The sequence below is a fragment of the Allobosea sp. GW821-FHT03A12 genome, assembly GCF_058986765.1.
Map to the genome: position 1 here is coordinate 393,894 of NZ_JBYSVZ010000001.1, position 20,667 is coordinate 414,560.

The 20,667-nt window shown below is 67.3% G+C and carries 22 protein-coding genes, 1 tRNA gene and 1 pseudogene; 7 read left to right on the plus strand and 17 right to left on the minus strand.

What is annotated here, in order from left to right; genetic code table 11:
• Nucleotides 1-39: 39 nt before the first annotated feature.
• The 3 genes from AC3WLC_RS01860 to AC3WLC_RS01870 all read right to left on the minus strand — a co-directional run bounded on the left by AC3WLC_RS01860 (nucleotide 40) and on the right by AC3WLC_RS01870 (nucleotide 3,291).
• Nucleotides 40-909 carry a dienelactone hydrolase family protein gene (locus tag AC3WLC_RS01860; protein ID WP_493682234.1) on the minus strand — a complete coding sequence of 290 codons (870 nt, stop codon included), beginning with the start codon at nucleotides 907-909 and terminating at the stop codon, nucleotides 40-42.
• A 72-nt stretch (nucleotides 910-981) separates the two neighbouring features.
• Nucleotides 982-2,457: a M48 family metalloprotease gene (locus AC3WLC_RS01865; protein WP_493682235.1), complete on the minus strand. Its 1,476-nt coding sequence runs from the start codon at nucleotides 2,455-2,457 to the stop codon at nucleotides 982-984.
• 6 nt (nucleotides 2,458-2,463) lie between these two features.
• The gene (locus AC3WLC_RS01870; RefSeq protein WP_493682236.1) at nucleotides 2,464-3,291 is read right to left on the minus strand and encodes a hypothetical protein; all 828 of its coding nucleotides are present in this window, start codon (nucleotides 3,289-3,291) and stop codon (nucleotides 2,464-2,466) included.
• A 28-nt stretch (nucleotides 3,292-3,319) separates the two neighbouring features.
• Between AC3WLC_RS01870 and AC3WLC_RS01875 the strand changes: the two genes are divergently transcribed.
• Nucleotides 3,320-3,396, plus strand: a tRNA-Arg gene (locus AC3WLC_RS01875).
• A gap of 81 nt (nucleotides 3,397-3,477) precedes the next feature.
• Here the strand turns inward: AC3WLC_RS01875 and AC3WLC_RS01880 are convergent.
• Nucleotides 3,478-3,819: a hypothetical protein gene (locus AC3WLC_RS01880; RefSeq protein WP_493682237.1), complete on the minus strand. Its 342-nt coding sequence runs from the start codon at nucleotides 3,817-3,819 to the stop codon at nucleotides 3,478-3,480.
• Nucleotides 3,820-3,955: 136 nt separating this feature from the next.
• On the opposite strand from AC3WLC_RS01880, the gene AC3WLC_RS01885 reads away from it, so the two are divergent.
• Both AC3WLC_RS01885 and AC3WLC_RS01890 read left to right on the plus strand, forming a co-directional pair.
• A complete protein-coding gene (locus tag AC3WLC_RS01885) occupies nucleotides 3,956-4,429 on the plus strand; it encodes a hypothetical protein (RefSeq protein ID WP_493682238.1) in 474 nt (157 codons plus the stop codon).
• 604 nt (nucleotides 4,430-5,033) lie between these two features.
• Complete coding sequence (locus AC3WLC_RS01890) at nucleotides 5,034-5,540, plus strand: GNAT family N-acetyltransferase (protein ID WP_493682239.1); 507 nt, start codon at nucleotides 5,034-5,036, stop codon at nucleotides 5,538-5,540.
• A gap of 21 nt (nucleotides 5,541-5,561) precedes the next feature.
• Here AC3WLC_RS01890 and AC3WLC_RS01895 read toward each other — a convergent pair whose 3' ends face one another.
• Nucleotides 5,562-5,750, minus strand: a complete 189-nt coding sequence (locus tag AC3WLC_RS01895) for a DUF3008 family protein (protein ID WP_493682240.1) — start codon at nucleotides 5,748-5,750, stop codon at nucleotides 5,562-5,564.
• 227 nt (nucleotides 5,751-5,977) lie between these two features.
• Between AC3WLC_RS01895 and AC3WLC_RS01900 the strand changes: the two genes are divergently transcribed.
• A complete protein-coding gene (locus tag AC3WLC_RS01900; RefSeq protein ID WP_493682241.1) occupies nucleotides 5,978-6,721 on the plus strand; it encodes an aspartate/glutamate racemase family protein in 744 nt (247 codons plus the stop codon).
• On the opposite strand, the gene AC3WLC_RS01905 is transcribed toward AC3WLC_RS01900, so the two are convergent.
• The 4 genes and pseudogenes from AC3WLC_RS01905 to AC3WLC_RS01920 form a co-directional block, all read right to left on the minus strand.
• Nucleotides 6,718-7,443, minus strand: a complete 726-nt coding sequence (locus AC3WLC_RS01905) for a spermidine synthase (RefSeq protein WP_493682242.1) — start codon at nucleotides 7,441-7,443, stop codon at nucleotides 6,718-6,720. The genes AC3WLC_RS01900 and AC3WLC_RS01905 overlap by 4 nt on opposite strands.
• 6 nt (nucleotides 7,444-7,449) lie before the next feature.
• Entirely contained in the window at nucleotides 7,450-8,685 is a 1,236-nt protein-coding gene (locus AC3WLC_RS01910; protein ID WP_493682243.1) for a metal-dependent hydrolase family protein, read from the minus strand.
• Between the two features lie 39 nt (nucleotides 8,686-8,724).
• Complete coding sequence (locus AC3WLC_RS01915) at nucleotides 8,725-9,204, minus strand: DUF2938 domain-containing protein (protein ID WP_493682244.1); 480 nt, start codon at nucleotides 9,202-9,204, stop codon at nucleotides 8,725-8,727.
• 60 nt (nucleotides 9,205-9,264) lie between these two features.
• Nucleotides 9,265-9,345, minus strand: a pseudogene (locus tag AC3WLC_RS01920) (twin-arginine translocation signal domain-containing protein); the annotation flags it as partial.
• Between the two features lie 40 nt (nucleotides 9,346-9,385).
• Between AC3WLC_RS01920 and AC3WLC_RS01925 the strand changes: the two are divergent.
• Complete coding sequence (locus AC3WLC_RS01925; protein WP_493682245.1) at nucleotides 9,386-10,498, plus strand: ROK family protein; 1,113 nt, start codon at nucleotides 9,386-9,388, stop codon at nucleotides 10,496-10,498.
• 106 nt (nucleotides 10,499-10,604) lie between these two features.
• Here the strand turns inward: AC3WLC_RS01925 and AC3WLC_RS01930 are convergent, their stop codons facing one another.
• From AC3WLC_RS01930 to AC3WLC_RS01960, 7 genes are all read right to left on the minus strand, one after another.
• Nucleotides 10,605-11,543 (minus strand): alpha/beta hydrolase, encoded by a 939-nt coding sequence (locus tag AC3WLC_RS01930; protein ID WP_493682246.1) that lies wholly within the window; start codon nucleotides 11,541-11,543, stop codon nucleotides 10,605-10,607.
• A gap of 62 nt (nucleotides 11,544-11,605) precedes the next feature.
• Nucleotides 11,606-12,367: a sulfur oxidation c-type cytochrome SoxA gene (gene soxA / locus AC3WLC_RS01935; RefSeq protein WP_493682247.1), complete on the minus strand. Its 762-nt coding sequence runs from the start codon at nucleotides 12,365-12,367 to the stop codon at nucleotides 11,606-11,608.
• Nucleotides 12,364-12,690: a thiosulfate oxidation carrier complex protein SoxZ gene (gene soxZ / locus AC3WLC_RS01940; protein WP_137879246.1), complete on the minus strand. Its 327-nt coding sequence runs from the start codon at nucleotides 12,688-12,690 to the stop codon at nucleotides 12,364-12,366. The genes soxA and soxZ overlap by 4 nt, the downstream gene beginning before the upstream one ends.
• 4 nt (nucleotides 12,691-12,694) lie before the next feature.
• A complete protein-coding gene (locus AC3WLC_RS01945) occupies nucleotides 12,695-13,189 on the minus strand; it encodes a thiosulfate oxidation carrier protein SoxY (protein WP_493682248.1) in 495 nt (164 codons plus the stop codon).
• On the minus strand, nucleotides 13,152-13,598 hold the full coding sequence (gene soxX, locus AC3WLC_RS01950) for a sulfur oxidation c-type cytochrome SoxX (protein ID WP_493682249.1): 447 nt from the start codon (nucleotides 13,596-13,598) through the stop codon (nucleotides 13,152-13,154). The genes AC3WLC_RS01945 and soxX overlap by 38 nt, the downstream gene beginning before the upstream one ends.
• Nucleotides 13,595-15,790 carry a xanthine dehydrogenase family protein molybdopterin-binding subunit gene (locus AC3WLC_RS01955; RefSeq protein ID WP_493682250.1) on the minus strand — a complete coding sequence of 732 codons (2,196 nt, stop codon included), beginning with the start codon at nucleotides 15,788-15,790 and terminating at the stop codon, nucleotides 13,595-13,597. Before AC3WLC_RS01955 ends, soxX begins: the two co-directional genes overlap by 4 nt.
• 79 nt (nucleotides 15,791-15,869) lie before the next feature.
• The gene (locus AC3WLC_RS01960; protein ID WP_493682251.1) at nucleotides 15,870-16,337 is read right to left on the minus strand and encodes a (2Fe-2S)-binding protein; all 468 of its coding nucleotides are present in this window, start codon (nucleotides 16,335-16,337) and stop codon (nucleotides 15,870-15,872) included.
• 434 nt (nucleotides 16,338-16,771) lie between these two features.
• On the opposite strand from AC3WLC_RS01960, the gene AC3WLC_RS01965 reads away from it, so the two are divergent.
• Both AC3WLC_RS01965 and AC3WLC_RS01970 read left to right on the plus strand, forming a co-directional pair.
• A complete protein-coding gene (locus tag AC3WLC_RS01965; RefSeq protein WP_493682252.1) occupies nucleotides 16,772-19,363 on the plus strand; it encodes a DUF3772 domain-containing protein in 2,592 nt (863 codons plus the stop codon).
• 49 nt (nucleotides 19,364-19,412) lie between these two features.
• A complete protein-coding gene (locus AC3WLC_RS01970; protein WP_493682253.1) occupies nucleotides 19,413-19,895 on the plus strand; it encodes a CAP domain-containing protein in 483 nt (160 codons plus the stop codon).
• A 19-nt stretch (nucleotides 19,896-19,914) separates the two neighbouring features.
• Here the strand turns inward: AC3WLC_RS01970 and AC3WLC_RS01975 are convergent, their stop codons facing one another.
• Complete coding sequence (locus tag AC3WLC_RS01975; protein WP_493682254.1) at nucleotides 19,915-20,667, minus strand: M15 family metallopeptidase; 753 nt, start codon at nucleotides 20,665-20,667, stop codon at nucleotides 19,915-19,917.

Genomic DNA, 20,667 nt, shown 5'->3' on the forward strand with positions numbered 1-20,667 from the left:
AGAGAAGCCCGGCGGAGCGATCCGCCGGGCTTTTTCGTATCAGGCCGCCCCGGTCTCGGCCGCCAGGAAAGCGACCGTCCGCTCCCAGGCGAGCTTGGCAGCCGCGGCGTTATAGCGCTCGGCGCTGGTGTCGTTGTGGAAGGCGTGGTCGACATCCGGGTAGACGATCGCCTGATAGTTGACCCCGGCTGCCTTCAGCGCCGCCTCATAGGCCGGCAGGCTCTCGACCAGGCGGGTGTCACGGGCCGCCTGCTGGATCAGCAACCGCGCCTTGATCTGCGGCACCTTGGCGAGATCCGGCGAGCGGCCGTAGAAGACGACGCCGGCATTGAGTTCCGGTGCGCTCACGGCGAGATCGTTGACCGCGCCGCCACCCCAGCAAAAGCCGACTGCGCCGACCTTTCCCGTCGTATCGGGCCGGGCCTTGAGGAAGGCCAGCGCCGCGCGCCCCTGCGCGACAACATCCTCGGGCTTGAGCTGCGCGAACAGGGCACGCGCTGCGTCGGCATCGGCCGGCGTGCCGCCGAGCGGGGTGAGGAAATCGACGCCGAGCGCGCTGAAGCCGGCCAGCGCTGCCCGGCGGGTGACATCCTCGATATGCGGGTTGAGGCCGCGGTTCTCGTGGATGACGACGACGCCGCCACGCTTGGCCTGGGCCTTGGGCGTGACGAGATAGCCCTTGAGCCTGACGCCGCCGATGGTCTCGTCGATGCGCCTGCTCTCGATGCGGGCGTCGTCGGCTGCGACCTGCTGAGCCTGGGCGTAGTTCGGCTCAAGCAAGGCGAGTGCGGCTTCTGCGGCCGCGGCCGAGCCGGCGATGGTGATCAGCCGATTCATGAAGCTGCGCCGGTCGAGCGGCTTGTGGGTGTATTCGTCGTAGAGTTCGACGATGCGGCGATCGAGCGCCATGGCTGCCTCCCTGTCCTGACGAAGGCCGGGAGGCTAGCACAGGGCGCGAGGAAAGCAGCGGCGCGCGGTGCGCTATTCGCTCACGATCTTGTAACGCTGGCCGGGCGTCAGCTTCGCATTGCGCTCCAGCCCGTTCAGGATCAGGAACTGCTCCAGCGGCCGGTCGGTCGAGGCCATGCGCTCGGCGAGGCTGGCGGGAGTATCGCCGGCGCCGGCGGTGACCAGCCGGATCCGCAAGGGGCTGACCGATTGCGCGTCGCTGGCGCTGAGATTGCGGAAGCTGTCGAGCAGAGCGCGCATGGCGCGCTCGGGGTCGTTCTGGCCCTTGGCGGCGAGGATGAAGCGATAGACGCGCGGCCCGGCCTGGATCGCGGCGAGGCGGAAGGTCCAGTCGGCGCCCTTGCCGGACGTCACTGCCGCTGGCAGGCCGCCGACGGTGAGCGACTGGACCTCGGCCGTGGCGACGCCGTCGATCCAGCCGGAGGCGACATAGGATTCGAGCGTCTGGCCGGCCTTCAGCGCGACCGAGTCGAAGCGCAGCGCCTGCGAGCCGTCATTGCTGACGCCGACGACCATCTCGCGGGCTGCTTCGAGCTCGAAGCCATCCGGCGCGGTGAAGGCGATGCGCAGCGCGCTGTTGAGATAGCGCCGGCCACGTACGACACCGTCGGCCGGATCGTCGCCGAAGGCGACGCCATCGACGACGCCGAGCCAGCGTGCCGCGTCGCGCTCGCCGATGCCGGGAGCGCCGATCTGGCGGGCGCCATTGGTGACGGCGGCGACGCGCTCGGGCGTCGAGGGATGGCTGGAGAGAATGTCGAGCTTCTTGTCGCCGCTGCTTTGCTGGCCGGCGCGGAAGCTGGTGTTGCGGCCGAGCGAGACCAGGAAGCGGCCGGCGCCATAGGGGTCGTAGCCGGCGCGGGCGATGTTGCGCACGCTGATCTGGTCGGCGGTCAGTTCCTGCTGGCGCGAGAAGCGGGCGAGCGAGAGCTTCGAGCTCTGCTGCACGGCCGCCCCGGTCGTCGGGTCGTTCAGCACCTGCGCCACGACCTGGCTGACCAGCGCCGATTCCGCTTCCATCTCGGCGCGCTCGACGGCGTGGCGCGCGGTGACATGGGCGATCTCGTGCGCCATCACCGAGGCGATCTCGGAGGAATCGTTGGCGAGGGCGAGCAGGCCGCGGGTGACGTAGAGCCGCCCGGTCGGCAAGGCGAAGGCGTTGACGATCGGCGAATTCAGGATCGTCACCTCATAGGTGCCGATCTGGCCTTCGCCGGCCTTGGCGAGGCGGGCGATGATCGCCTCCAGCTCGGCCTTGACCTGCGGGGCGCGGTATTCGCCACCAAAGGCAGCCAGAAGGCGCTGATGCTCGCGATCGGTGCCGCGCTGCAGGCTGGCGACGCGCGGCGCCGGCTCGCCGCCGGGCTGGTTGAGCGGTGCCAGGACGGAATTCTGGTCGCCGAAGCAAGCCGCCAGCAACAGGGCCGGCAGCACCGTGGCGATGAGACGCCCCCGGATCGGCTGACGATGTCGCTGAATTCTCCGCATCGGCCCCTAATCAACCAATTCCAGTGCACTACGCGTCTGCGCTTCGATCAGGAGGCCATCGCGCCCCTCGATCACGCCGCTTACGCGCACGCGTTTACCCGTCAGCGCCGATGCGGTCCAGCCAGCACGCTGCAAGTCACGCCACAATGCGCGCGACAGGACGATGCTGCCGCCGGCGCCGCGACGCCGCTCGAAATTGAGATAGGTCCGCTGCGCCCGCTCTCCGACGGCAGCGATACGCCCCTCGACCACGACGATCCGGCCCGCCTGTGCTTTCATCGCTGCGGCATCATGACCGTCGACGATCGGGGGCGCCACTGCGGCAAAATCCCCCTGGGTTGCGGCTGGCGCGGGGCTGCCGGCCTTGCCCGCCACCGCCGGCCGGGGCTCGGCCTTGCGCCAGAGCTCGTTGCAGGCGGCAAGGCCCGGCTCGGGCAGTCGCAACGCAGCGCCTGTGGCGAGGAGGGACGCGCTCAGATCGGGCTGGCCGGCGAAGTCGGCGTCATCGGCGGCGAGCAAGCGGGCCGGCAGGCGGCCCCAGCGGTCCGGACCGCCGAGCGGCGCCAGCCGGAACTCGCGCCCATGCCAGCGCGCCAGCTGCGTGGCGAAGCGCTCGCGCTCGGCATCGCTCTGCCGCGGCGCCAGCCCGGCGAGCCTGATGGTCCGGCCGTCGGCGAGCTGCGGGTCGCCATGCCGGTCGAGGCCGGCGAGACGGACCAGCTCGGCCCCTTCCGACGCCGCGCAAGCGTCATCCGCTGCTCTCGCGATGGTGGCCGAGACGGCCATGCCGAGGAGTAACGGCACGATCACTGCAAAGGAAGGCTTCACCCGCATCGGCTTTATGCTAAACGCAAGGACGTGCGTCCCGGTAGCTCAGCAGGATAGAGCAACGGTTTCCTAAACCGTAGGTCAGGGGTTCGAATCCCTTCCGGGACGCCAAAATTTTGTAATTTCAATGACTTAAGAACGGCGGCGCCTTGCCGGCTTCCGTCTTTCACGGGTCGAAAACGGACGTCCTAGTTAAAAGCGGACGAGTTTCTCGAATCGTGAGCGGCGGACGTCGGCAGCAGTGTCAACGTCGACATTGATGATCTCAATTTCAGATGTTGCGGCAAGCTCTCGGACATGCTGAACGAGTGCAATCACGGCCTCCGGGTTACTCTGCCCAGGGAGCTTCGGGTACAGAAACCCGCCATCAGTGTCCTCAAGGTTGACCGCATCAATTGCAGTCAACTTTTCGGCCATCACCGCAAGGCGGGGCTGCGAGCCGGTTAGGTAAAAGGTAAGCCACCAATCTGGAACATCGAATCCAGGTAGCGCTCGAATGATGCGTACGCGATCAGCAATATTTACGGTCATCATCTGCCGAGCTTACCGTCTTGCCACAACGTCCGCCATGGGTCGGCAGCCGACTCTGACGTCACGGTCGGCAGGGTCCAATTGCTACCGAATGCGCCTCGGATATGATGCCGGGCTGAAAGGCTCGAGGCGCCCGTTTATGAGTGCACATATTCTCGTTTGTTCGCCGATTTCATTGCCATTACGCGATAGGGTCACCGGCCTTTTGCTAGAGAGAGAAAACTATAACATCTGGCTTCGCGAGCTTCCAGAAGATAACGACTACTACTTAGGGCTCCGCGGCGCATTCAATCGATGGCCGACTTGGTCATTTGTCTACGCACTGACTGACTCAGCTTTTGCGCTTCACTTGGACATGTTGCCAGAGTGGCTAGTTGCCGATGCTGGCGTAGCCGATGAACTCAGTGACGACGCATTCAGCGCGTTTGCGCAGGGGCTCGCAGAGATAACCTCCAACTGGCCCACGCCTTACGCCTTATACATCAGCGATAATCCTCAGCCGGTTGAGGAGAACATTCTATCCGTGACGAGGCCTAATTTGGCAGCAGCAATCAAGAGCCAAACCGACAGCATATTTTTGCTGCCGGACGTGTTGATCGAGGTGAGTTCGTAGCACCTCAGCCCACGCGTCAGCTATGGGTCGATCTCAGAACTGCGGAGCAAGGTTGTGACGCCAGCAGATCTACCACCAATCAAGCTATCGGTCCTGAGGGAGATCGGGTGGAAGGAATGGGACCCTATTGGTCTGTCCGAGCTCAAGGAGGTCTTGGGAGCCGACGTTGACGACGAATATGACAGCTATCTGCTCGCTGTCGCAGGCGGCTTTCGCAGGGGTGCGTCACTTGACGACGCAACCCAGTATTTGGTCATAGCCGCCCGCCAACACATGGGCCTAAGCGCCCATCCTCTCCAGATCGAAAAAGCCTCGGCAACGGCTCGTATGATTCAGCGGTACATGGCTGAACTCGACGGACGGTCGCCGACTTCCGCATAGGGTCGGAGGCGGACCTTGGTCTAACCAACGCCAACCAAAATCAGGACGGCGACCCCACGGGAACATACGCAGCACATGTAGTGGCGAAATTATTCTTAAGCTTTTGATATAGTTGACTTTCGTTGGTCCCTTCCGGGACGCCAGTTTCCTTTCCTGCCGCAGATTCCAGCCGCCGATCCGATCGGCGGAGCCGCTTCCCGCGCTGCCGAGGCCGACCTTGCCCATGATCGCACCGCCGACGATTCTGACCGAGCGCTTGATCCTGAGGGCGCCGGTTGCGGGCGATTTCCCCGATTATGCCGCCTTTCTCGCCTCCGAGCGGGCGCAGCATATGGGCGGCCCCTATGATCGGCGCGGCGTCTGGGGTTTGTTCTGCCATGACGTGGCGCAATGGGCGCTGTTCGGCCATGGCGCGCTGATGATCGACCTGCCGGACGGGACTTGCATCGGGCAGGTCGGCATCAATCACGGCCCGCTCTTTCCCGAGATGGAGTTGGGCTGGCTGATCTATGCCGGGCATGAGGGGCAGGGCTATGCCAGCGAAGCCGCCGCCGCCCTGCGCGACTGGGCCTTCGGGCGGCCCGGTATCGAGACGCTGGTCAGCTATGTCGATCCGCACAACCCGCGCTCGATCGCGGTGGCGGAGCGCCTCGGGGCGCATCTGGACGCCGGCGCCGACAGGCCGGACCCCGGTGATCTGGTCTACCGGCACGAGCGGCCGGCCAGCTAGACCAGCGGGCGGTTCTGCAGATCAGTGCTTCGTCACGTGCTCCGGCTTGCCCTTGCGCTTGGTCGAGGCCAATTCGTCGAGCTCTTTCTCCGTCATCGACTCGACCATCGATTTCGAGGCTCCCTGGAGCTTGCTCTTGGGGATTTCGCCACGCTTGGCGGCAAGCGCCGCTCCGGCCGCCTTTTGCTGCGCCTTCGATTTGGCTGGCATCGTCCATCCTCCGATATGAGGTCCGTCGAGCGTGCAACCCGGGTGGAGTGCGATGGTTCCGGAGCGGGCGGAGCGTGATATCCCAAGCCTGCCCTTGCGCGTGACGATCATGCGAAGGGTGCGGGGCCAGTGCCCTTGCCGTTGGAGGACAGGCGCTGCAAAGCTCGGGGCCGCCGCTCCGGAGCGGTGAGTATCCAGGCCGTCAACTCTCGCCCGTTGAGATCACCTTGCGCATCCTCGTTCTCAATCCGAACACCAGCGCAGCGATGACCGAGCTGGTCCTGCGCGTGCTGGCGCCAATGACGCCTGCCGATGTCGAGCTCGTACCGGCCACCGGCCGCTTCGGCGCGCGCTACATTTCCAGCCGCAGCGCCGGCGCCGTTGCCGGCCATGCGGCTCTGGATGCCTTCGCCGAGCACGGCGCCGGGTGCGATGCGGTCTATCTCGCCTGCTTCGGCGATCCCGGACTGATGGCGCTGAAGGAGGTGGCCGAAATCCCGGTGATCGGCATGGCCGAAGCCGCTTGCCGGCAGGCGGCAGCGCAGGGCGGGCGTTTCTCGATCGTCACCGGCGGCGAGCGCTGGGGGCCGATCCTGACCGAATTCACCGCCGCGCTCGGGCTGGACGGCAGGCTCGCCGCGGTCGAGACGGTGGCGCCGACCGGCGGCGACATCGCGGCCGATCCCGATGGCTCGATCGCGCTGCTGGCGCAGGCTTGCCGGCGGACGGTCGAGCGCGATGGGGCGCAGGCGGTGATCCTGGGCGGAGCCGGCCTTGCCGGGCTCGCGGCGCGCGTGCAACCCCATGTCGGCGTGCCGGTGATCTGCTCGGTGCAGGCCGGTTTCGCCGCCGTGCTCGACGCGGCGCGCAATCCGCAGCCGAAGCCGCTTCAGGGCGATCTCGCTTTGCCAGCGGCCGTGCCGAGCACCGGGCTCTCCGCGGGCCTGGCGCGCCTGTTGGGCGAGCGCTAGCGGCGCCTGCTTCCTGATGGGCGAGCGGGGTGCGCGGCAGCCGCGTTTCCTTGAGGAGCGGCGAGCCAGATCATGTGCTTGGCGCCGCCGGCTCCGGCGCGGGCGCGCACCGTCTTCTCCTCGACGGTAAAGCCAGCCTGGCGCAGGCGCTGGGTAAAGTTCCGGTCGGGACCCGCCGACCAGACCGCGAGCACGCCGCCCGGCCGCAGCGCGGCCTTCGCATAAGCAAGACCGGCATGGTCGTAGAGCCGGTCATTGGCCTCGACCATCAGCCCGTCCGGGCCGTTGTCGACGTCGAGCAGGATGGTGTCGTAGCGGCTGCTTTCCTCGCGAATGACGGTTACGACGTCCGCTTCCCGCACGCTGACGCGGGGATCGTCGAGGCAGCCGGCGAAGATCGGCGCGAGCGGGCCGCGTGCCCAGGCGATCACAGCCGGGATCAATTCGGCGACGACGACCTCGGCATCCTTCGGCAGTGCGGCGAGAGCGGCCCGGAGCGTGAAGCCCATCCCGAGCCCGCCGATCAGGAGACGCAGGCCCGGACGCTGACCGATCCGCTCGATCGCCAGTGTCGCCAGCGCCTCTTCCGAACCCTTGAGGCGCGAGTTCATCAGCTCGTTATGGCCGAGCGTGATCGAGAACTCGTCCTCGCCGCGGCGCATGAGCTTGAGCGTGCCGCCGCCGGGGATTGAGGCGGCATCGAGCTGCGTCCAGGGCTTCATATGCCTTCAGTCCAGCCGGGCGCGCTTGATGAAGGCACCGGCCTTCATGATGACGGGCATGTGCCGGCCCTGGCGGGTCAGCAGCGAGAGGTCCTGCAGCGGATCGCCGTCGACCACGATCAGATCGGCGTGGGCGTCGGGCGCGATCGTGCCGATCTTGCCTTCGAGCTTCAGCAGCTTGGCTGCGACATGGGTGGCGGAGCCGATCACCTCATGCGCCGGCAGAGCCCGGCCGCGGATGACGAACTCCTCCGACTGGTGCCGGTGCATCTCGCCGAGCAGGTCGCTGCCATAGGCCATGGCGAGCCCGGCCTGCTTCATGATCGCCAGCGACTCCATGCCGGCGGCGCGAACGAACTCAACCTTGGCGACGGAATCGGGCGGGAAGCCGAGCTTGCCGCCCTCGCTGGCGAGCTTGTCATAGGTGACGAGCGTCGGCACGGCGACCGCGCCGTTCCTGGCGGCGAGCTTGGCGGTTTCGGCCTTGATCAGGTTGCAATGCTCCAGCGAATGGACGCCGGCCTCGACGCAGCGGCGAATCGCCTCGTCGGTATAGACGTGGGCGGAGACGTAGGTTCCGGCCATGCGGGCTTCCTCGACCACCGCTTCGAGCTCGCCGACCGAGAAGCCGAGGAAATGGATCGGGTCGGTCGGTGAGGCACAGCCGCCATTGGCCATGATCTTGATGAAGTCGGCGCCGCCCTTGAGCTCCTCGCGGGCGGCGCGGCGAACTTCGGCCTCGCCGTCACAGATGCGGCCGAGCGCGCCGAGGCGGTGGCGCGTGCCCGGCGCGAGCCTGTCGTCGTAGCGGCCACGGAAATCGGCATGACCGCCGGTCTGGCTCAGCGCCTTGCCGGAGATGACGAGGCGCGGCGTCGGGAAATCGTGCTCCCCGGTCGCCTGCTTCAGGCCGAAATCGGCGCCGCCGACATCGCGCACCGTGGTGAAGCCGCGCAGCAGCATCTCGCGCATGATCACCAGCGAACGAACCGTCACCAGCGAATCCGGCAAAGCGGCGTTGCGGCCGAGATCGGCAAGACCGGCGATGACGTGGACATGGGCGTCGATCAGGCCGGGCATCAGCGTGCGGCCCTTGAGGTCGACCGCCCTGGCCTTGTCGGAGCGCACGCTCTTGCCGACCTCGCGGATCAGCCCGCCCTCGACCAGGACGGAGACCGGCGCGCCACGTTCGGAGGTGGTGCCGTCGACGATGCGGGCATTCTGGAACAGGGTCGCGGCCATGGGCTCAGTCCTTGGATGTAACGTTGGAAGAGGTGGTGCTCAGCGCATCAGCAGCGCGGCGAGCCAGAGGCTTAAGCCGAAGACGACGTGGTTGATCAGGCCGATCAGCCGGACCTGGTTGGCATTGGGCCGCTTGCTGGCAGCGAGGCCGAAGCCCATGCCGGGCTGCAGGATGAACCAGCCGCAGCCGACGGTGACGATGCCGACGATCAGGGCCGGCAACAGCGTCGGATTGCGGGCCCAGTCGAGGCCCCAGATCATGATCACGATCGCGGCGAACAGGGCGCCGATCAGGTAGTGCATGATCCAGCCGATCGCGAGCTCGTTCGAGACCGGCGGTGTGTCGGCGATGGTATCGTGCATGAAGCGCCCGCGCGGCAGATAGGCGAACCAGCGCCCGACCATCGCCCAGTTCGCCAGCGGAATGCCGAAGACGCGGTTGAGGAAGAGTGCCCAGAGATCGAGCAAGGCGGTGGCGCCGATGCCGATCGCGAGCGAGCGGCCGATCACTTCGAGCATGTCTATCCCCCAGGCCGCGAACCGCGCCGCTGGCTATGGAGGCGAAACGGCGGGGCGCGGTCAATCGCTGGGAGGTTGAATGTCCCCGCCCGCAGCGCAGGCGGGGCATGCGGCGGCGCGGCGCAGGAACCCTCGGCGCGTCTAGCCGTTCTCTTCGTGGGCTTTCAAGACGGGGGACGCGATGGCAGTGGCGACGGCGAGCAAGACGAACGCGACCGGGCCGCATGGGGCGCAGGAACTGCCCTCGGTCATCGTCACCAGCTACAATCTCGAAATCCGCGACGGCGACGGCTTCCTTGGCGACAAGGCGAGCCGCAGCGCCTTCATGGATCATCTCGCCGAATTGCGCAGCCATCTGGCCGAAACTGGCGAGGACCCGCTGGCGAAGGCCGGCAAGACGCCGAGCAAATCGGAACTCGACAAGCTTCTCACCGAGGGCGAGGCGCGCGAGGCGGCGCTGGTGCTCTCGGCAGTCGAGCGCTTCGCCCAGTCGCTCGCCTTCGTGATCCGGCGCTTCCTGCGCCAGAAGGCCTGGAGCCCGGTCGAGCGGATCGTCGTCGGCGGCGGCTTCCGCCAGAGCCGGATCGGCGAGCTCGCGATCGCGCGGGCCGGCATCATCCTGCAGACCGAAGGCTATACGATCGAGCTGGTGCCGGTGCGCCATCATCCTGATGAAGCCGGGCTGGTCGGCAGTGCCCATCTCGCGCCGAAATGGATCTTCGAGGCCTATGACAGCCTGGTCGCGGTCGACATCGGCGGCTCCAATATCCGCGCCGGCATCGTCGAATTGCGCCAGGACAAGGCCTCAGACCTCAGCAAGGCGCGGGTCTGGGAAACCGAGCTCTGGCGCCATGCCGACGAGGAGCCGAGCCGCGAAGAGGCGGTGAAGCGGCTCGGCAAGATGCTGCGCGAGCAGATTGCGCACGCCGGCAAGGAAGGTTTGCGCGTCGCTCCCTTCATCGGCGTCGGCTGCCCCGGCCTGATCGAGCCGGACGGCGCAATCGATCGCGGCGCCCAGAACCTGCCGGGAAACTGGTCGAGCAGCCGCTTCAACCTGGTCGAGAGCATCCGCGAGATGGCTCCGGAGATCGGCGAGCACGATACCGTCGTCACCATGCATAACGACGCCGTCGTCCAGGGGCTGAGCGAACTGCCGTTCATGCAGGATGTCGAGCACTGGGCGGTGCTGACCATCGGCACCGGGCTCGGCAATGCCAGCTTCGAGAACCGGGTGAAGCCGAAGAGCCGGGACAAGGGCAAGCCGAAGGACGGTAAGGGCAGAAAAGAGCCCTAGGCGTCGCGGCTCTCTCCGTCATTGCGAGCGCAGCGAAGCAATCCAGGGGCAGAGCTCTATGCCTCCCTGGATTGCTTCGTCACTTCGTTCCTCGCAATGACGAAACTCAGTCCCGCTTCGCCGGCAGCGCCCAGAGCAGGCCGCGCGTGACGATCGCCGGGAAGACGGTTAGATGGTCCTCGCCGGGAATGACTTCGCTCGCGAGCTTCAGGCCGGGGTAGTTGCGCGAGCGCAGCGCCTGCTCGAACTCCTTGAGATCGGCGATCATGTCGGTCTTGCCGTTGAAGCGCGGATCGCCCGAGGCCTTGTCGATCGTCTCATAGGAGGCGATCGCCATCAGCACATTCGCCTTCAGCTCCTTGTTGCCCTCGGCATAGGTGCGCTCGCGCTGGAACAGCACCTTCTGGTCGAACCAGAGAGAGGGGCTGCCGATGATGTAGTGCGAGAACAATTTCGGCTCGGTCAGCAGGACATGGAGGCCAAACAGCCCGCCATAGGAGTGGCCGGCATAGATGCTGCGGGTCGTATCGGTGCGGTAGGTCGCGGCAACGAAGGGCATCAGCTCCTCGGAGAGGAAGCGACGATAGCCTTCCGCCTCGCCGAAGACGGGCGGTTTTCCGGAGGGATCGCGCGTCTTCTCGCCGTTCGGCGTCGGCGTATAGTCACGCCGGCGGCTGTATTCGGGCGTGTCGCCGACCGAGTAGGACAGGCCGACCAGGATGAACTCCTCCAGCCCCCTGGCCCGGTTGCCGACCCGGCGCGCAATGCTGCGCACCAGCGGGAAGGCGTAGTCGGCGTCGGTGACGAACAGCACCGGGAAGCGCCGCCGCGGCTGGCTCTGATAGGACTCCGGCAGGCTGACGAAGATCTCATAGTCGCGCTGCAGCGCCTTGGCGCGGATCGTCCTGACCTCGGTGCCCTTGAGCACGAACGGCGGCGGCGGGGCGGTCACGCCGGCTGCCGAGGCCGGCGGGTCGGCATCAGGCTCGGCGATGGCGGCGGTGGCAATCAGTATGAAGGCGAGGAGGGCAGGCAGGCGAAGCATCCATGACGTCTCCGACAGGACTGTGCCGGGATCGTGACGGCTCGCGCGGCTGCCAACAAGGCCTATCGCCGCAGCCCCGGCGCCTCCAGCGCGAGCCCCTTGGCCCGCACGGCGAGATAGAGCTCGAGCGCGAGGTATTCGTCGGAGCCGTAGTCGAACTGCGTCGCCCTGATGCCGAGCGAGCAGGCGCGCAGACGCCGATGCAGCGAGCCGAGTCCATTCCATTCGAGCCGGTAGGCCGGATAACCGGTACCGATGCCGTAGCTGATCGTGTCGCCGCGCAGCTTCTGGCCGACGAGGCCGTCATGGCATTGCGTGCAGGCGAGATTGAGCTGGCCCTGACGGCGTTCGTAGAAGGCCTTGCCGGTTTCGTAGAAGGGCTTGGCCGCGCCCTCGGCCGAGACGGACAGCGGCACGCCCTTCGAGAGCGAGGCGACATAGGCGGTGAGGCCGAGCAGGTCCTGGCTCTCATAGCCGAAGGCAGGCTGCTTCTGCCGTTCGACCCGGCACTGCTCGATACGCCCCTCGAGATTGATCAGCTTGCCGCTGGCGGCGTCGACCTGCGGATAGCGGGCGGCTGCCCCGCGCAGGCTCTGCTTGGGATCGGCATGGCAGGAGAGGCAGTTCGGCGCGGCTCCTTCTCGGCGGCTGAACAGTTCCTCGCCCTGCTCGACCCAGAGCCAGCCGGGATTGCGGGCCTCGTCCTCCTGCTGGCGCTGCATCTGCGGCGAGAGGAAGGCGCTGCCCGGCTTGATCCCGTCGGCCAATGCTGTGCCGGGCAGCGCAAGTAGCGCTATCGCAAGGGCGTGGCCGTTGACGCTCATGTCACGACGAGACGGGCGGTGCGGGTGAAGGTCGCCCCGCCATCCTCGCGCCATTCGAACAAGAGGTCGCCGGTCTCGACCGCGCGAGTGGTGAAGCTGACGAAGGGGTTGGCGGAGACGCCGGTGTGCATGTCGTAGCGGAACACCGGTTCGCCGGCATAGGTCACGGTCAGCCGGTTCAGGATCTTGCGGGGCACGACGCGGCCTTCCGAGTCGACCTGACCGCCGCGATCCATTGGATGGCGGACGAGGACGCGGATCTCGACGATCTCGCCGGCCTTGGCCTCGGCCGGCATGGTGATGCGGGCGTTGAACGATGCCATCGGGTCAGCCTCCGTCGATGCAGGCGCTCAGCGTCACGACGATGTCGGCATCGGCCATGACACAGCTGCCACCGCTCAGCGCCGCGACGACTGCGACCTTCTGCGAGGTGGCGAGGCGCAAGGTGGCGCGGATATCGGCCCGGCCGCTGCGCGGGGTGAGATTGAAGCGGGCGACGTCGGGAAACGGGTTCTTCTCGGCGATGACATGGATCCAGCGGACATGGTCGGCCTCGGTCATGGGAGACTCAACCAGGATCGCGACATCGACCGAATTGCCGTTCTCGACCAGCTGCGGGATGTCGAAGGTGATCCTGGCGCGCTCCGGCACCGCGCCTTCGGTCACGCGTGCGATCAGCTCGGTGAGTGCCGATGGAGCGGCAGCGTGCACGGGTGCGGGCAGGGTGGCGAGCGCAAGGCCGGCAGCGCCGGCCGCCATGACCTCGCGCCGCGAGAGCACGGGTTCAGGGCGTGCGCAGGCTGGCGAGATAGGTGACGACATCCTCGATCTCCTGGGCGGTCAGCGCCGGCCGATCGCGAAAGGCCGGAGCAACATCTCGCAATCCTTGGTTACGAAAATAGGGCGGCATCACCGTCTGCGGGTTGAGCAGGCTGGCATCGACGAGGCGCAGGCGCAGCTGGCCGGCATCGAGCCTTGTGGCAACGCCGGTGAGATCGGGGCCGATCGTGCCCTGGAAGGGCTCGTTCGGCTCCGGCACATGGTGGCAGATCAGGCAATTGCCCTGGGTACGGTCGAGCACGAGTGCCCGCCCGCGCTCGGGATCGCCGATCTTGCCGCCGAGCGGCGCGGGGATCGCGTCGCCGACGACGGTGTAGGCTTCAAGTGCGCCTGCTGGCTCGCTCGCGAGCGCCAGCAGGATCAGCGCAGCCCGGATCGCGGCAGGCCTCACGCCTTGCGCAGATCCGTGTTCTTCAGCGGCAGGTTGCGCACGCGCTTGCCGGTCGCAGCGAAGATCGCGTTCAGCACCGCCGGCGCCGCCACCGCGATGGTCGGCTCGCCGACGCCGCCCCAGAAACCGCCGGAGGGCACGATGATCGTCTCGACTGCCGGCATGTCCTCCATGCGTACCACCGGATAAGTGTCGAAATTCTCCTCAACCATGCGCCCATCCTTGACCGTGCACTCGCCGAAGAGCGCGGCGGAGAGGCCGTAGACGAAGGAACCCTCGACCTGGCGCTCGATCTGCGCCGGGTTGACGGCGTGGCCGGGATCGGTCGCGGCGGTGATCTTGTGGATCTTGAGCTTGCCGTCGGCGGCAACCGAGACCTCGGCGACGGCCGCGACATAGGAGCCGAAGCCCATGGTCTGGCAGATGCCGCGATAGACGCCATCGGGAGCCTTGGTCCCCCAGCCGGCTTTCTCGGCGACGGCGTTGAGCACGGCGAGGTGCTTGGGATGGTTCTTCATCAGCGCCCGGCGGAATTCGAGCGGGTCCTTGCCCGCCGCATGGGCGAGTTCGTCGATGAAGCATTCGAGATAGATGGTGTTCTGGTTGAGGTTGACCCCGCGCCAGAAGCCGGGCGGCACATGCGGGTTACGCATGGCATGGTCGATCAGCAGGTTCGGCACGCCATAGCCGATCGAGGCCTCCGGCCCTGGCGGGTTGAGGCCCTGGAACACCGCGGGGTCGCGCCCGTTCTGGATGTTCTGCGGGAAGATGCCGGCGACGATCGACTGGCCGGAGATGCGCAGGTGCAGGCCGGTCAGGTTGCCGTCCTTGTCGAGCGCGCCGGTGAGCTTGCACTGCGTGATCGGGTGGAAGCGGCCATGCAGCATGTCCTCCTCGCGCGACCAGATCAGCTTGACCGGCGTGCCCGGGATCTGCTTGGCGATGGCGACGACCTGGCGGACCCAGTCATGCACGGCGCCGCGCCGGCCGAAGCCGCCGCCGAGGTCGATCTTGTAGGCCTCGCATTTCGCCAGCGGCAGGCCGGAGGCTTCGGATGCGGCAGCGAGCGCGGCTTCGCCGTTCTGCGTGGGAGTCCAGACCTCGCAGCGCTCGGGCGTGTAGAGAGCCGTCGCGTTCATCACCTCCATGCAGGCATGGTTCTGGAACGGGTAGGAATAGACCTGCTCGACGACGCGGGCGGCATTGGCGATGGCGCTCTTGACGTCGCCGTTCTGGTTGCCGACCGCGGCCTGCGGCGCGTCGAGCCCTTCCTTCAGCCAGGCGGCGATGCTCTCGCTGGAGACCTTGGCGTGCTCGCCTTCGTCCCAGGTGATCGGCAGGGCATCGAGCGCGGTCTTGGCGCGCCACCAGCTGTCGGCGACGACGGCGACCGCGCTGTCGCCGACCGGCAGGACGTGCTTGACGCCCGGCATGTCCTTGATCTTGGCGGCGTCGAAGCTCTTCACCTTGCCGCCGAAGACCGGGCAGTCCTTGATCGCGGCGTTGAGCATCCCCGGCAGCTTGAAGTCCATGCCGTAGATTTTCTTGCCGGTGGTCTTGTCGGCGGTGTCGAGCCGCTTCAGCGGCTTGCCGGCGATGGTCCAGTCCTTCGGATCCTTGAGCGGGACGTTGGCCGGCGCCGGGGCCTGGAGCTTCGTGGCCGCGGCGGCGACTTCGCCATAGCGGATCGAGCGGCCGGAGCCCTTATGGGTGATCACGCCCTTGACGGCGCTGCATTCGGCGACCGGGACCTTCCAGCCATCAGCCGCGGCCTGGATCAGCATCATCCGCGCGGCAGCGCCACCCTTGCGGACATATTCGTGCGACTCACGGACGCCGCGGCTGCCGCCGGTCGAGAAATTGCCCCAGACGCGGTTGCGGGCGAGGTTCTGGCCGGGCGTCGGATACTCGGTGGTGACCTTGGCCCAGTCGCAATCGAGCTCTTCGGCGACGAGCTGGGCGAGGCCGGTCAGCGTGCCCTGGCCCATTTCCGAGCGGGCGATGCGGATCACCACCTTGTCGTCGGGATGGACCACGACCCAGGCGTTGATCTCCGGCACCGCGCCCTGGGCCTGTGCTTCATTGGAGACGGGGATGGCAAAGCCGAAGCTGAAGGCGCCGGCGGCAGCGGCCGAGCCTTTCAGCAGGCTGCGGCGGGAGAGCTTGGTGTCGGTCACAGAGGCTAGACTCATGGCGTCCTCCTGATTGCGGATGGCGCTGCGGCGAGGCTGTGGCGCTCGAGCCGTGCGCTGGGAAATGGGTGGGGTCGGATCAGCCGCGATTCATCTGGCCGCCGGCGGCGACGTCCTTGATGGCGGCCTTGACGCGATTATAGGTGCCGCAGCGGCAGATATTGGTGATTTCGCTGGCGATGTCGGCATCGCTCGGCTTGGGATTGGACTGCAACAGGGCCGCCGCGGCCATGATCATGCCGCTCTGGCAGAAGCCGCATTGCGGCACGTCGTGCTCGATCCAGGCCTTCTGGATCGGATGGTTTCCGTCGGGCGAGAGTCCTTCGATCGTGACGATCTTCTGCTCGGCGGTGAGGGCGCTCACCGGCATCGAGCAGGAGCGGGTGGCGACGCCGTCGATGTGAACTGTGCAGGCGCCGCATTGGGCGACGCCGCAGCCATATTTCGTCCCGGTCAGGCCGATCTGTTCGCGGATCACCCAGAGCAGCGGCGTATCGTCCTCGACCGCAACCTCAATCGTCTTGCCATTGATACTGAGCTTAGCCACCGCAAACCTCCCGGTTTCGATCCCAAGGTCGGCGAGAGAGCCAGCGCGCCTCACCGTTCAATCAAGCCAGCCCATCAGAGGCCGGATGTTCCTTGGAAGAATTCAAACCCAGAAGCGCGGCTGCCGCCAGAGGTTGTGCGCTCACCTGTGATCACGGTCGCGTTGAACCGTTTTAGCGTGCGCTCAGGGTGTTCCAAGCGAGTTTCTTCAGCGCCGCCATGATGCTGTCCGGTTTTCTGTCGCAGACACGCGGCAGCAGTCGCGCCAGTCTCGGCGCTCTCTCACAGGAATGTGATGCCTTCATACGATCTTCGTCCGGTGGAGCAGCGAAGCTGCGATTCCGGCCGCATCGCCGTCTTGCTGGAGAAGCTTGCTTTCGTCGTCCCGCAATGGCGAGGCTGCGCGAGCAAGCGAATCAGCCCGGCAGGACCGCAATGTCGATGATTTCCGGCCTCGACCGAGCCTTCCGCCGCTCCGGTGGCGCGGTGCTGCTCGCGCTGATGCTGCTCGTCGTGCCGCTGGTGGCGCTGGCGCAGACCGCCGACACGACGACCAGCCCCCGCGCTCGCCTGGACTCGATCCGCGGCGAGCTCACCCAGATCGAGGGCTCGCTCGCCAATCCGAATGTCTCCGACAACGAGCTGCAACGCCAACGTCTGCGCTTGCAGCCCCTGCTCGACCAGCTGCGCCTCCTCACCGACGAGCAGGCGCCGCGCACCGAGCAGGCCAAGCTCAGGCTCGACCAGCTCGGGGCCAAGCCCGATGCCAATGCGCCGCCCGAGACGCCGGACGTGGCGCGCGAGCGCGAGACCCGCACCAAGACCTTCGCCGAGGCAGACGAGACCCTGAAGATCGGGCGCGCGACCCTGCTCCAGGCCGAGCAGCTGCAAAGCTCGATCGGCGACCTCAGGCGCGACCGCTTCGCCAAGGCGCTGTTCGCGGCCGGCCCGTCGATCCTCAATCCCGAGGTCTGGTCGACGACGCTGACGGCCTTCCCCTCCGACCTGCGCGCCTCGCAATTCATCTTCGGCGACTGGCTCTCGGTCTTCACCTCTGCCCTGTTCAGCCCGCGCGGCGTCCTGGTCGCCTTCGCCTTCCTCGGCGCGATCGCGCTCTATGTGGCGCGGGCCCGCTACATGCCGCGGCTGACGGCGCGGCTCGCCGTGCACGGCGAGGCGAGCGCCCGCTATGTCCTTTATGGGGCGCTGATCCGCATCGTCGCGCGGACGGCGCCGCCGGCGCTGGCGAGCTGGCTGATCTATGCCGGCCTCAACACCGCCGGCCTGCTGCCGCCGCGGATCCAGCCGGTGATCCTCGCCGCGGTCTTCGGCCTTGCCCTCTTCGCCTTCGTCCAGGCGCTGGTCGATGCGCTGTTCGCCCCCGGCGAGCCGCAGCGGCGCCTCGCCAGCGTGATGGAATCGACCGCGAAGACCGTGACGCGGCTCGCCGGTTCGCTCGCCATCGTGATGGCGATCGGCAAGGTGCTGGAGGCCTGGCTGCAGGCGATCGCCGCCGGCCTTACCCTCTCGATCATCGTGCGCGGCGTCGTCGCCACCGTCTTCGCGTTGATCCTGATCGCCGGGCTCTATCGCCTGCGCGACAATCAGGAGATCGAGCAGGAGGCGTGCCTCGGCCCCTATGTGCCGGTCGATGGCGCCAGCCTCGGGCCAGTGCGGATCCTCGGCTGGATCGTCGGCATCGCGATCATCCTCTCGCTGCTGCTCGGCTATGTCGTGCTGGGGACCTTCCTCACCGAGCAGGTGATCTGGCTCGGCATCCTCGCCGCTGTCTTCGTGCTGCTGACGCAGCTGATCGATCTCGGGATCGTCAGCCAGCTCACCGGCGACGGACGTTTTGCGCTGACCTTGCGGGCGGGCATCGGCCTGCGCGCCGCGACGCTGCAGAAGATCGCGGTGGTGCTCGCCGGCGCCCTCAAGATCGTGCTGATCGTCGTCACGGTCATGCTGGCGCTGGCGCCCTGGGGCCTGGAATCGACGGATCTGACGACCTCGCTGCGTGCCGCCTTCTTCGGCTTCCAGGTCGGCGGGGTCACGGTCTCGCTGTCCTCGATCGTCGTGGCGATCCTGCTCTTCGCGCTCGGTCTCGCCGCGACGCGCTCGCTGCAGCGCTGGCTCGACGGCAAGTTCCTGCCGACGACGGCGCTCGACACCGGTCTGCGCAACTCGATCACCACGGCGGCCGGCTATGTCGGTTATGCCGCGGCAGCGGCGATCGGCTTCTCCTCGCTGGGCCTCAGCCTGGAACGGCTCACCCTCGTCGCCTCGGCGCTCTCGGTCGGTATCGGTTTCGGCCTGCAGTCGGTGGTGTCGAACTTTGTCTCCGGCCTGATCCTGCTCTGGGAACGGCCGATCCGGGTCGGCGACCAGGTTCTGGTCGGCGACGCCGAGGGCATCGTCAAGCGCATCAATGTCCGCTCGACCGAGATCGAAACCTTCGACCGCTCCTCGGTGATCGTGCCGAATTCGAACCTGGTCTCCGGCGTGGTGCGCAACCGCGTCCGCTCCGACCGGACGGGCCGTGTGCTGATCTCGATCAGCGTGCCGCGCCGGCTCAATCCGACCGAGGTCAGGGCCATGCTGCTCGACGCCGCGGAGGCGCATGGCGACGTGCTGAAGAAGCCGCCGCCGAACGTGCTGTTCAAGAAGCTCGGCACGACGACGATGGATTTCGACCTGATCTGCGTGGTTGGCGATGTCGACATCGTCGGCCGCGTCACCAGCGATCTCAACTACGTCATCCACCGGCGCCTCAGCGAACTGGAGACGCCGGTCGCGACGGAGCTGACGGTCAAGGGGCTGGAGGGCGTCGAGCACTCGCTCGGCGAGATCGCCGCGGCGGTGTCGAAGGAAGTCGGCCGCCGCGCCAAGCCGGCGGCCGGGCGCGTCAGCGTCAAGCGCTCGGGCCCGGCGCCCGAGACCGAGGACGAGCCGGAGGAGGCTCCGGCCCCGCCGCCCGCCAAACCAGAACCGGCCGCGACGGGCGGCAAGGACGAGACCAAGGACTGATGCGATGCGCCTTCCCTCCGCTCCCTCCGCGCAGCAGCGGTTGCGATCGATGAGCTGTCCTGCCGCGCTCGCCGCAGCCCTTTCGATGCTGAACCTCGCCGGCTGCACCGAGCCGGTGCGGACCCAGCCCGCCTTCTATCGCGACCTCGGCTCACCCTCGGCCAGGGTCGATGCCGAAGCGGCGCGCGCGACGATCTCGGCCTATCGGCTCAACGCTGGTCTGGGGGCGCTGAAGCTCGATCCGGAGCTGATGCAGGCGGCCGAGCAGGAGGCTGCCGCCATGGCTGCCGCCGACAAGCCGGCGCAGGCTGAAGCGGTGAAGGCGAGGCTGGCGCGATCCGGGCAGCCCGGCGCCGAGGCCAATCTCTCGGCTGGCTATCGCCGCCTCGCCGAGGCCTTCTCGGGCTGGCGCGACTCGCCGCAGCACGACCGCGTGATGAAGGCGCCGAACGCGACGCGGATGGGCATCGCCTCCGCCTATGCGCCGGGGTCGAAATACCAGGTCTACTGGGCGCTGGTGGTCGCGCCCTGAGCGGGTGCGACCGAAGCGGTCAGTCGATCGCGAAATCGAAGGACGTCCTCGGAAACGGCTCCTTCGCCAGCGTGAAGTGCCACCATTCCTTGCCGTAGCCACGGAAGCCTTCGGCGCTCATCGCGGCGGCGAGGGTTTCGCGATTGCGGCGGGCCTCGGCCGTGACGCCGGAATGGCGAAGCGCGCTTTTCTCCGAGAAGCAGTCGAAGCTCGTGCCGAGATCGAGGCTGCTTTCGCGCGGGCGGATGGCGGGAGGACCGTCGCAGGGACCGGCATCCGTGGGCGTCGGCAAGGCGGCCTCGCCGGCACTGGTGAGGCCGATATCGACGGTGGAGCCGCGCGAATGGCTCGAATTGCCGGCGATGTAGCCCTTGGCGACGAGATCGCCCCTGGCGATGCCGGGATGGAAGATGCGGCCGAGATCGGGCGCGCCCGGCCGCTTGACCCAGTCGTTGAAGGCGGCGACGGCCCGGGCCGGCCGGTAGCAATCGAACAGCTTCAAGCCATAGCCCTGCCGGGCGAGCCGCTGCTCGACGCGGATCAGTGCCTCCGCCGCTTCGTGCGTCAGCACGCATTCGCCCCGGCCATAGCCGGGCACGACCGCCCCGGTGAAATTGAACGGTGTCGCGTAGCGGATGTCCTGCACGATCGCCGGTGCGAGTTCGCGCAGGCGCACGAAGCCTGCGGGCAGGGGCTCGGCATTGACGGGGCGCGAGACGAACACGAGCAAGGCGGCGGCCAGCGCTCGTCTACCGATCGCCGGGCACGGCAT

Bases quoted from the DNA above. Each gene is read 5' to 3' on its own strand.
- AC3WLC_RS01975 (WP_493682254.1), bottom strand. From the start codon at position 20,667: ATGCCGTGCCCGGCGATCGGTAGACGAGCGCTGGCCGCCGCCTTGCTC.
- AC3WLC_RS01930 (WP_493682246.1), bottom strand. From the start codon at position 11,543: ATGCTTCGCCTGCCTGCCCTCCTCGCCTTCATACTGATTGCCACCGCC.
- AC3WLC_RS01970 (WP_493682253.1), top strand. From the start codon at position 19,413: ATGAGCTGTCCTGCCGCGCTCGCCGCAGCCCTTTCGATGCTGAACCTC.
- AC3WLC_RS01955 (WP_493682250.1), bottom strand. From the start codon at position 15,790: ATGAGTCTAGCCTCTGTGACCGACACCAAGCTCTCCCGCCGCAGCCTG.
- AC3WLC_RS01880 (WP_493682237.1), bottom strand. From the start codon at position 3,819: ATGATGACCGTAAATATTGCTGATCGCGTACGCATCATTCGAGCGCTA.
- AC3WLC_RS01905 (WP_493682242.1), bottom strand. From the start codon at position 7,443: ATGAAGCCCTGGACGCAGCTCGATGCCGCCTCAATCCCCGGCGGCGGC.
- AC3WLC_RS01890 (WP_493682239.1), top strand. From the start codon at position 5,034: ATGATCGCACCGCCGACGATTCTGACCGAGCGCTTGATCCTGAGGGCG.
- AC3WLC_RS01865 (WP_493682235.1), bottom strand. From the start codon at position 2,457: ATGCGGAGAATTCAGCGACATCGTCAGCCGATCCGGGGGCGTCTCATC.
- AC3WLC_RS01870 (WP_493682236.1), bottom strand. From the start codon at position 3,291: ATGCGGGTGAAGCCTTCCTTTGCAGTGATCGTGCCGTTACTCCTCGGC.
- AC3WLC_RS01885 (WP_493682238.1), top strand. From the start codon at position 3,956: ATGAGTGCACATATTCTCGTTTGTTCGCCGATTTCATTGCCATTACGC.
- AC3WLC_RS01925 (WP_493682245.1), top strand. From the start codon at position 9,386: ATGGCAGTGGCGACGGCGAGCAAGACGAACGCGACCGGGCCGCATGGG.
- AC3WLC_RS01895 (WP_493682240.1), bottom strand. From the start codon at position 5,750: ATGCCAGCCAAATCGAAGGCGCAGCAAAAGGCGGCCGGAGCGGCGCTT.
- soxA (WP_493682247.1), bottom strand. From the start codon at position 12,367: ATGAGCGTCAACGGCCACGCCCTTGCGATAGCGCTACTTGCGCTGCCC.
- AC3WLC_RS01860 (WP_493682234.1), bottom strand. From the start codon at position 909: ATGGCGCTCGATCGCCGCATCGTCGAACTCTACGACGAATACACCCAC.
- soxZ (WP_137879246.1), bottom strand. From the start codon at position 12,690: ATGGCATCGTTCAACGCCCGCATCACCATGCCGGCCGAGGCCAAGGCC.
- AC3WLC_RS01945 (WP_493682248.1), bottom strand. From the start codon at position 13,189: ATGTCGTCACCTATCTCGCCAGCCTGCGCACGCCCTGAACCCGTGCTC.
- AC3WLC_RS01965 (WP_493682252.1), top strand. From the start codon at position 16,772: ATGTCGATGATTTCCGGCCTCGACCGAGCCTTCCGCCGCTCCGGTGGC.
- AC3WLC_RS01910 (WP_493682243.1), bottom strand. From the start codon at position 8,685: ATGGCCGCGACCCTGTTCCAGAATGCCCGCATCGTCGACGGCACCACC.
- AC3WLC_RS01915 (WP_493682244.1), bottom strand. From the start codon at position 9,204: ATGCTCGAAGTGATCGGCCGCTCGCTCGCGATCGGCATCGGCGCCACC.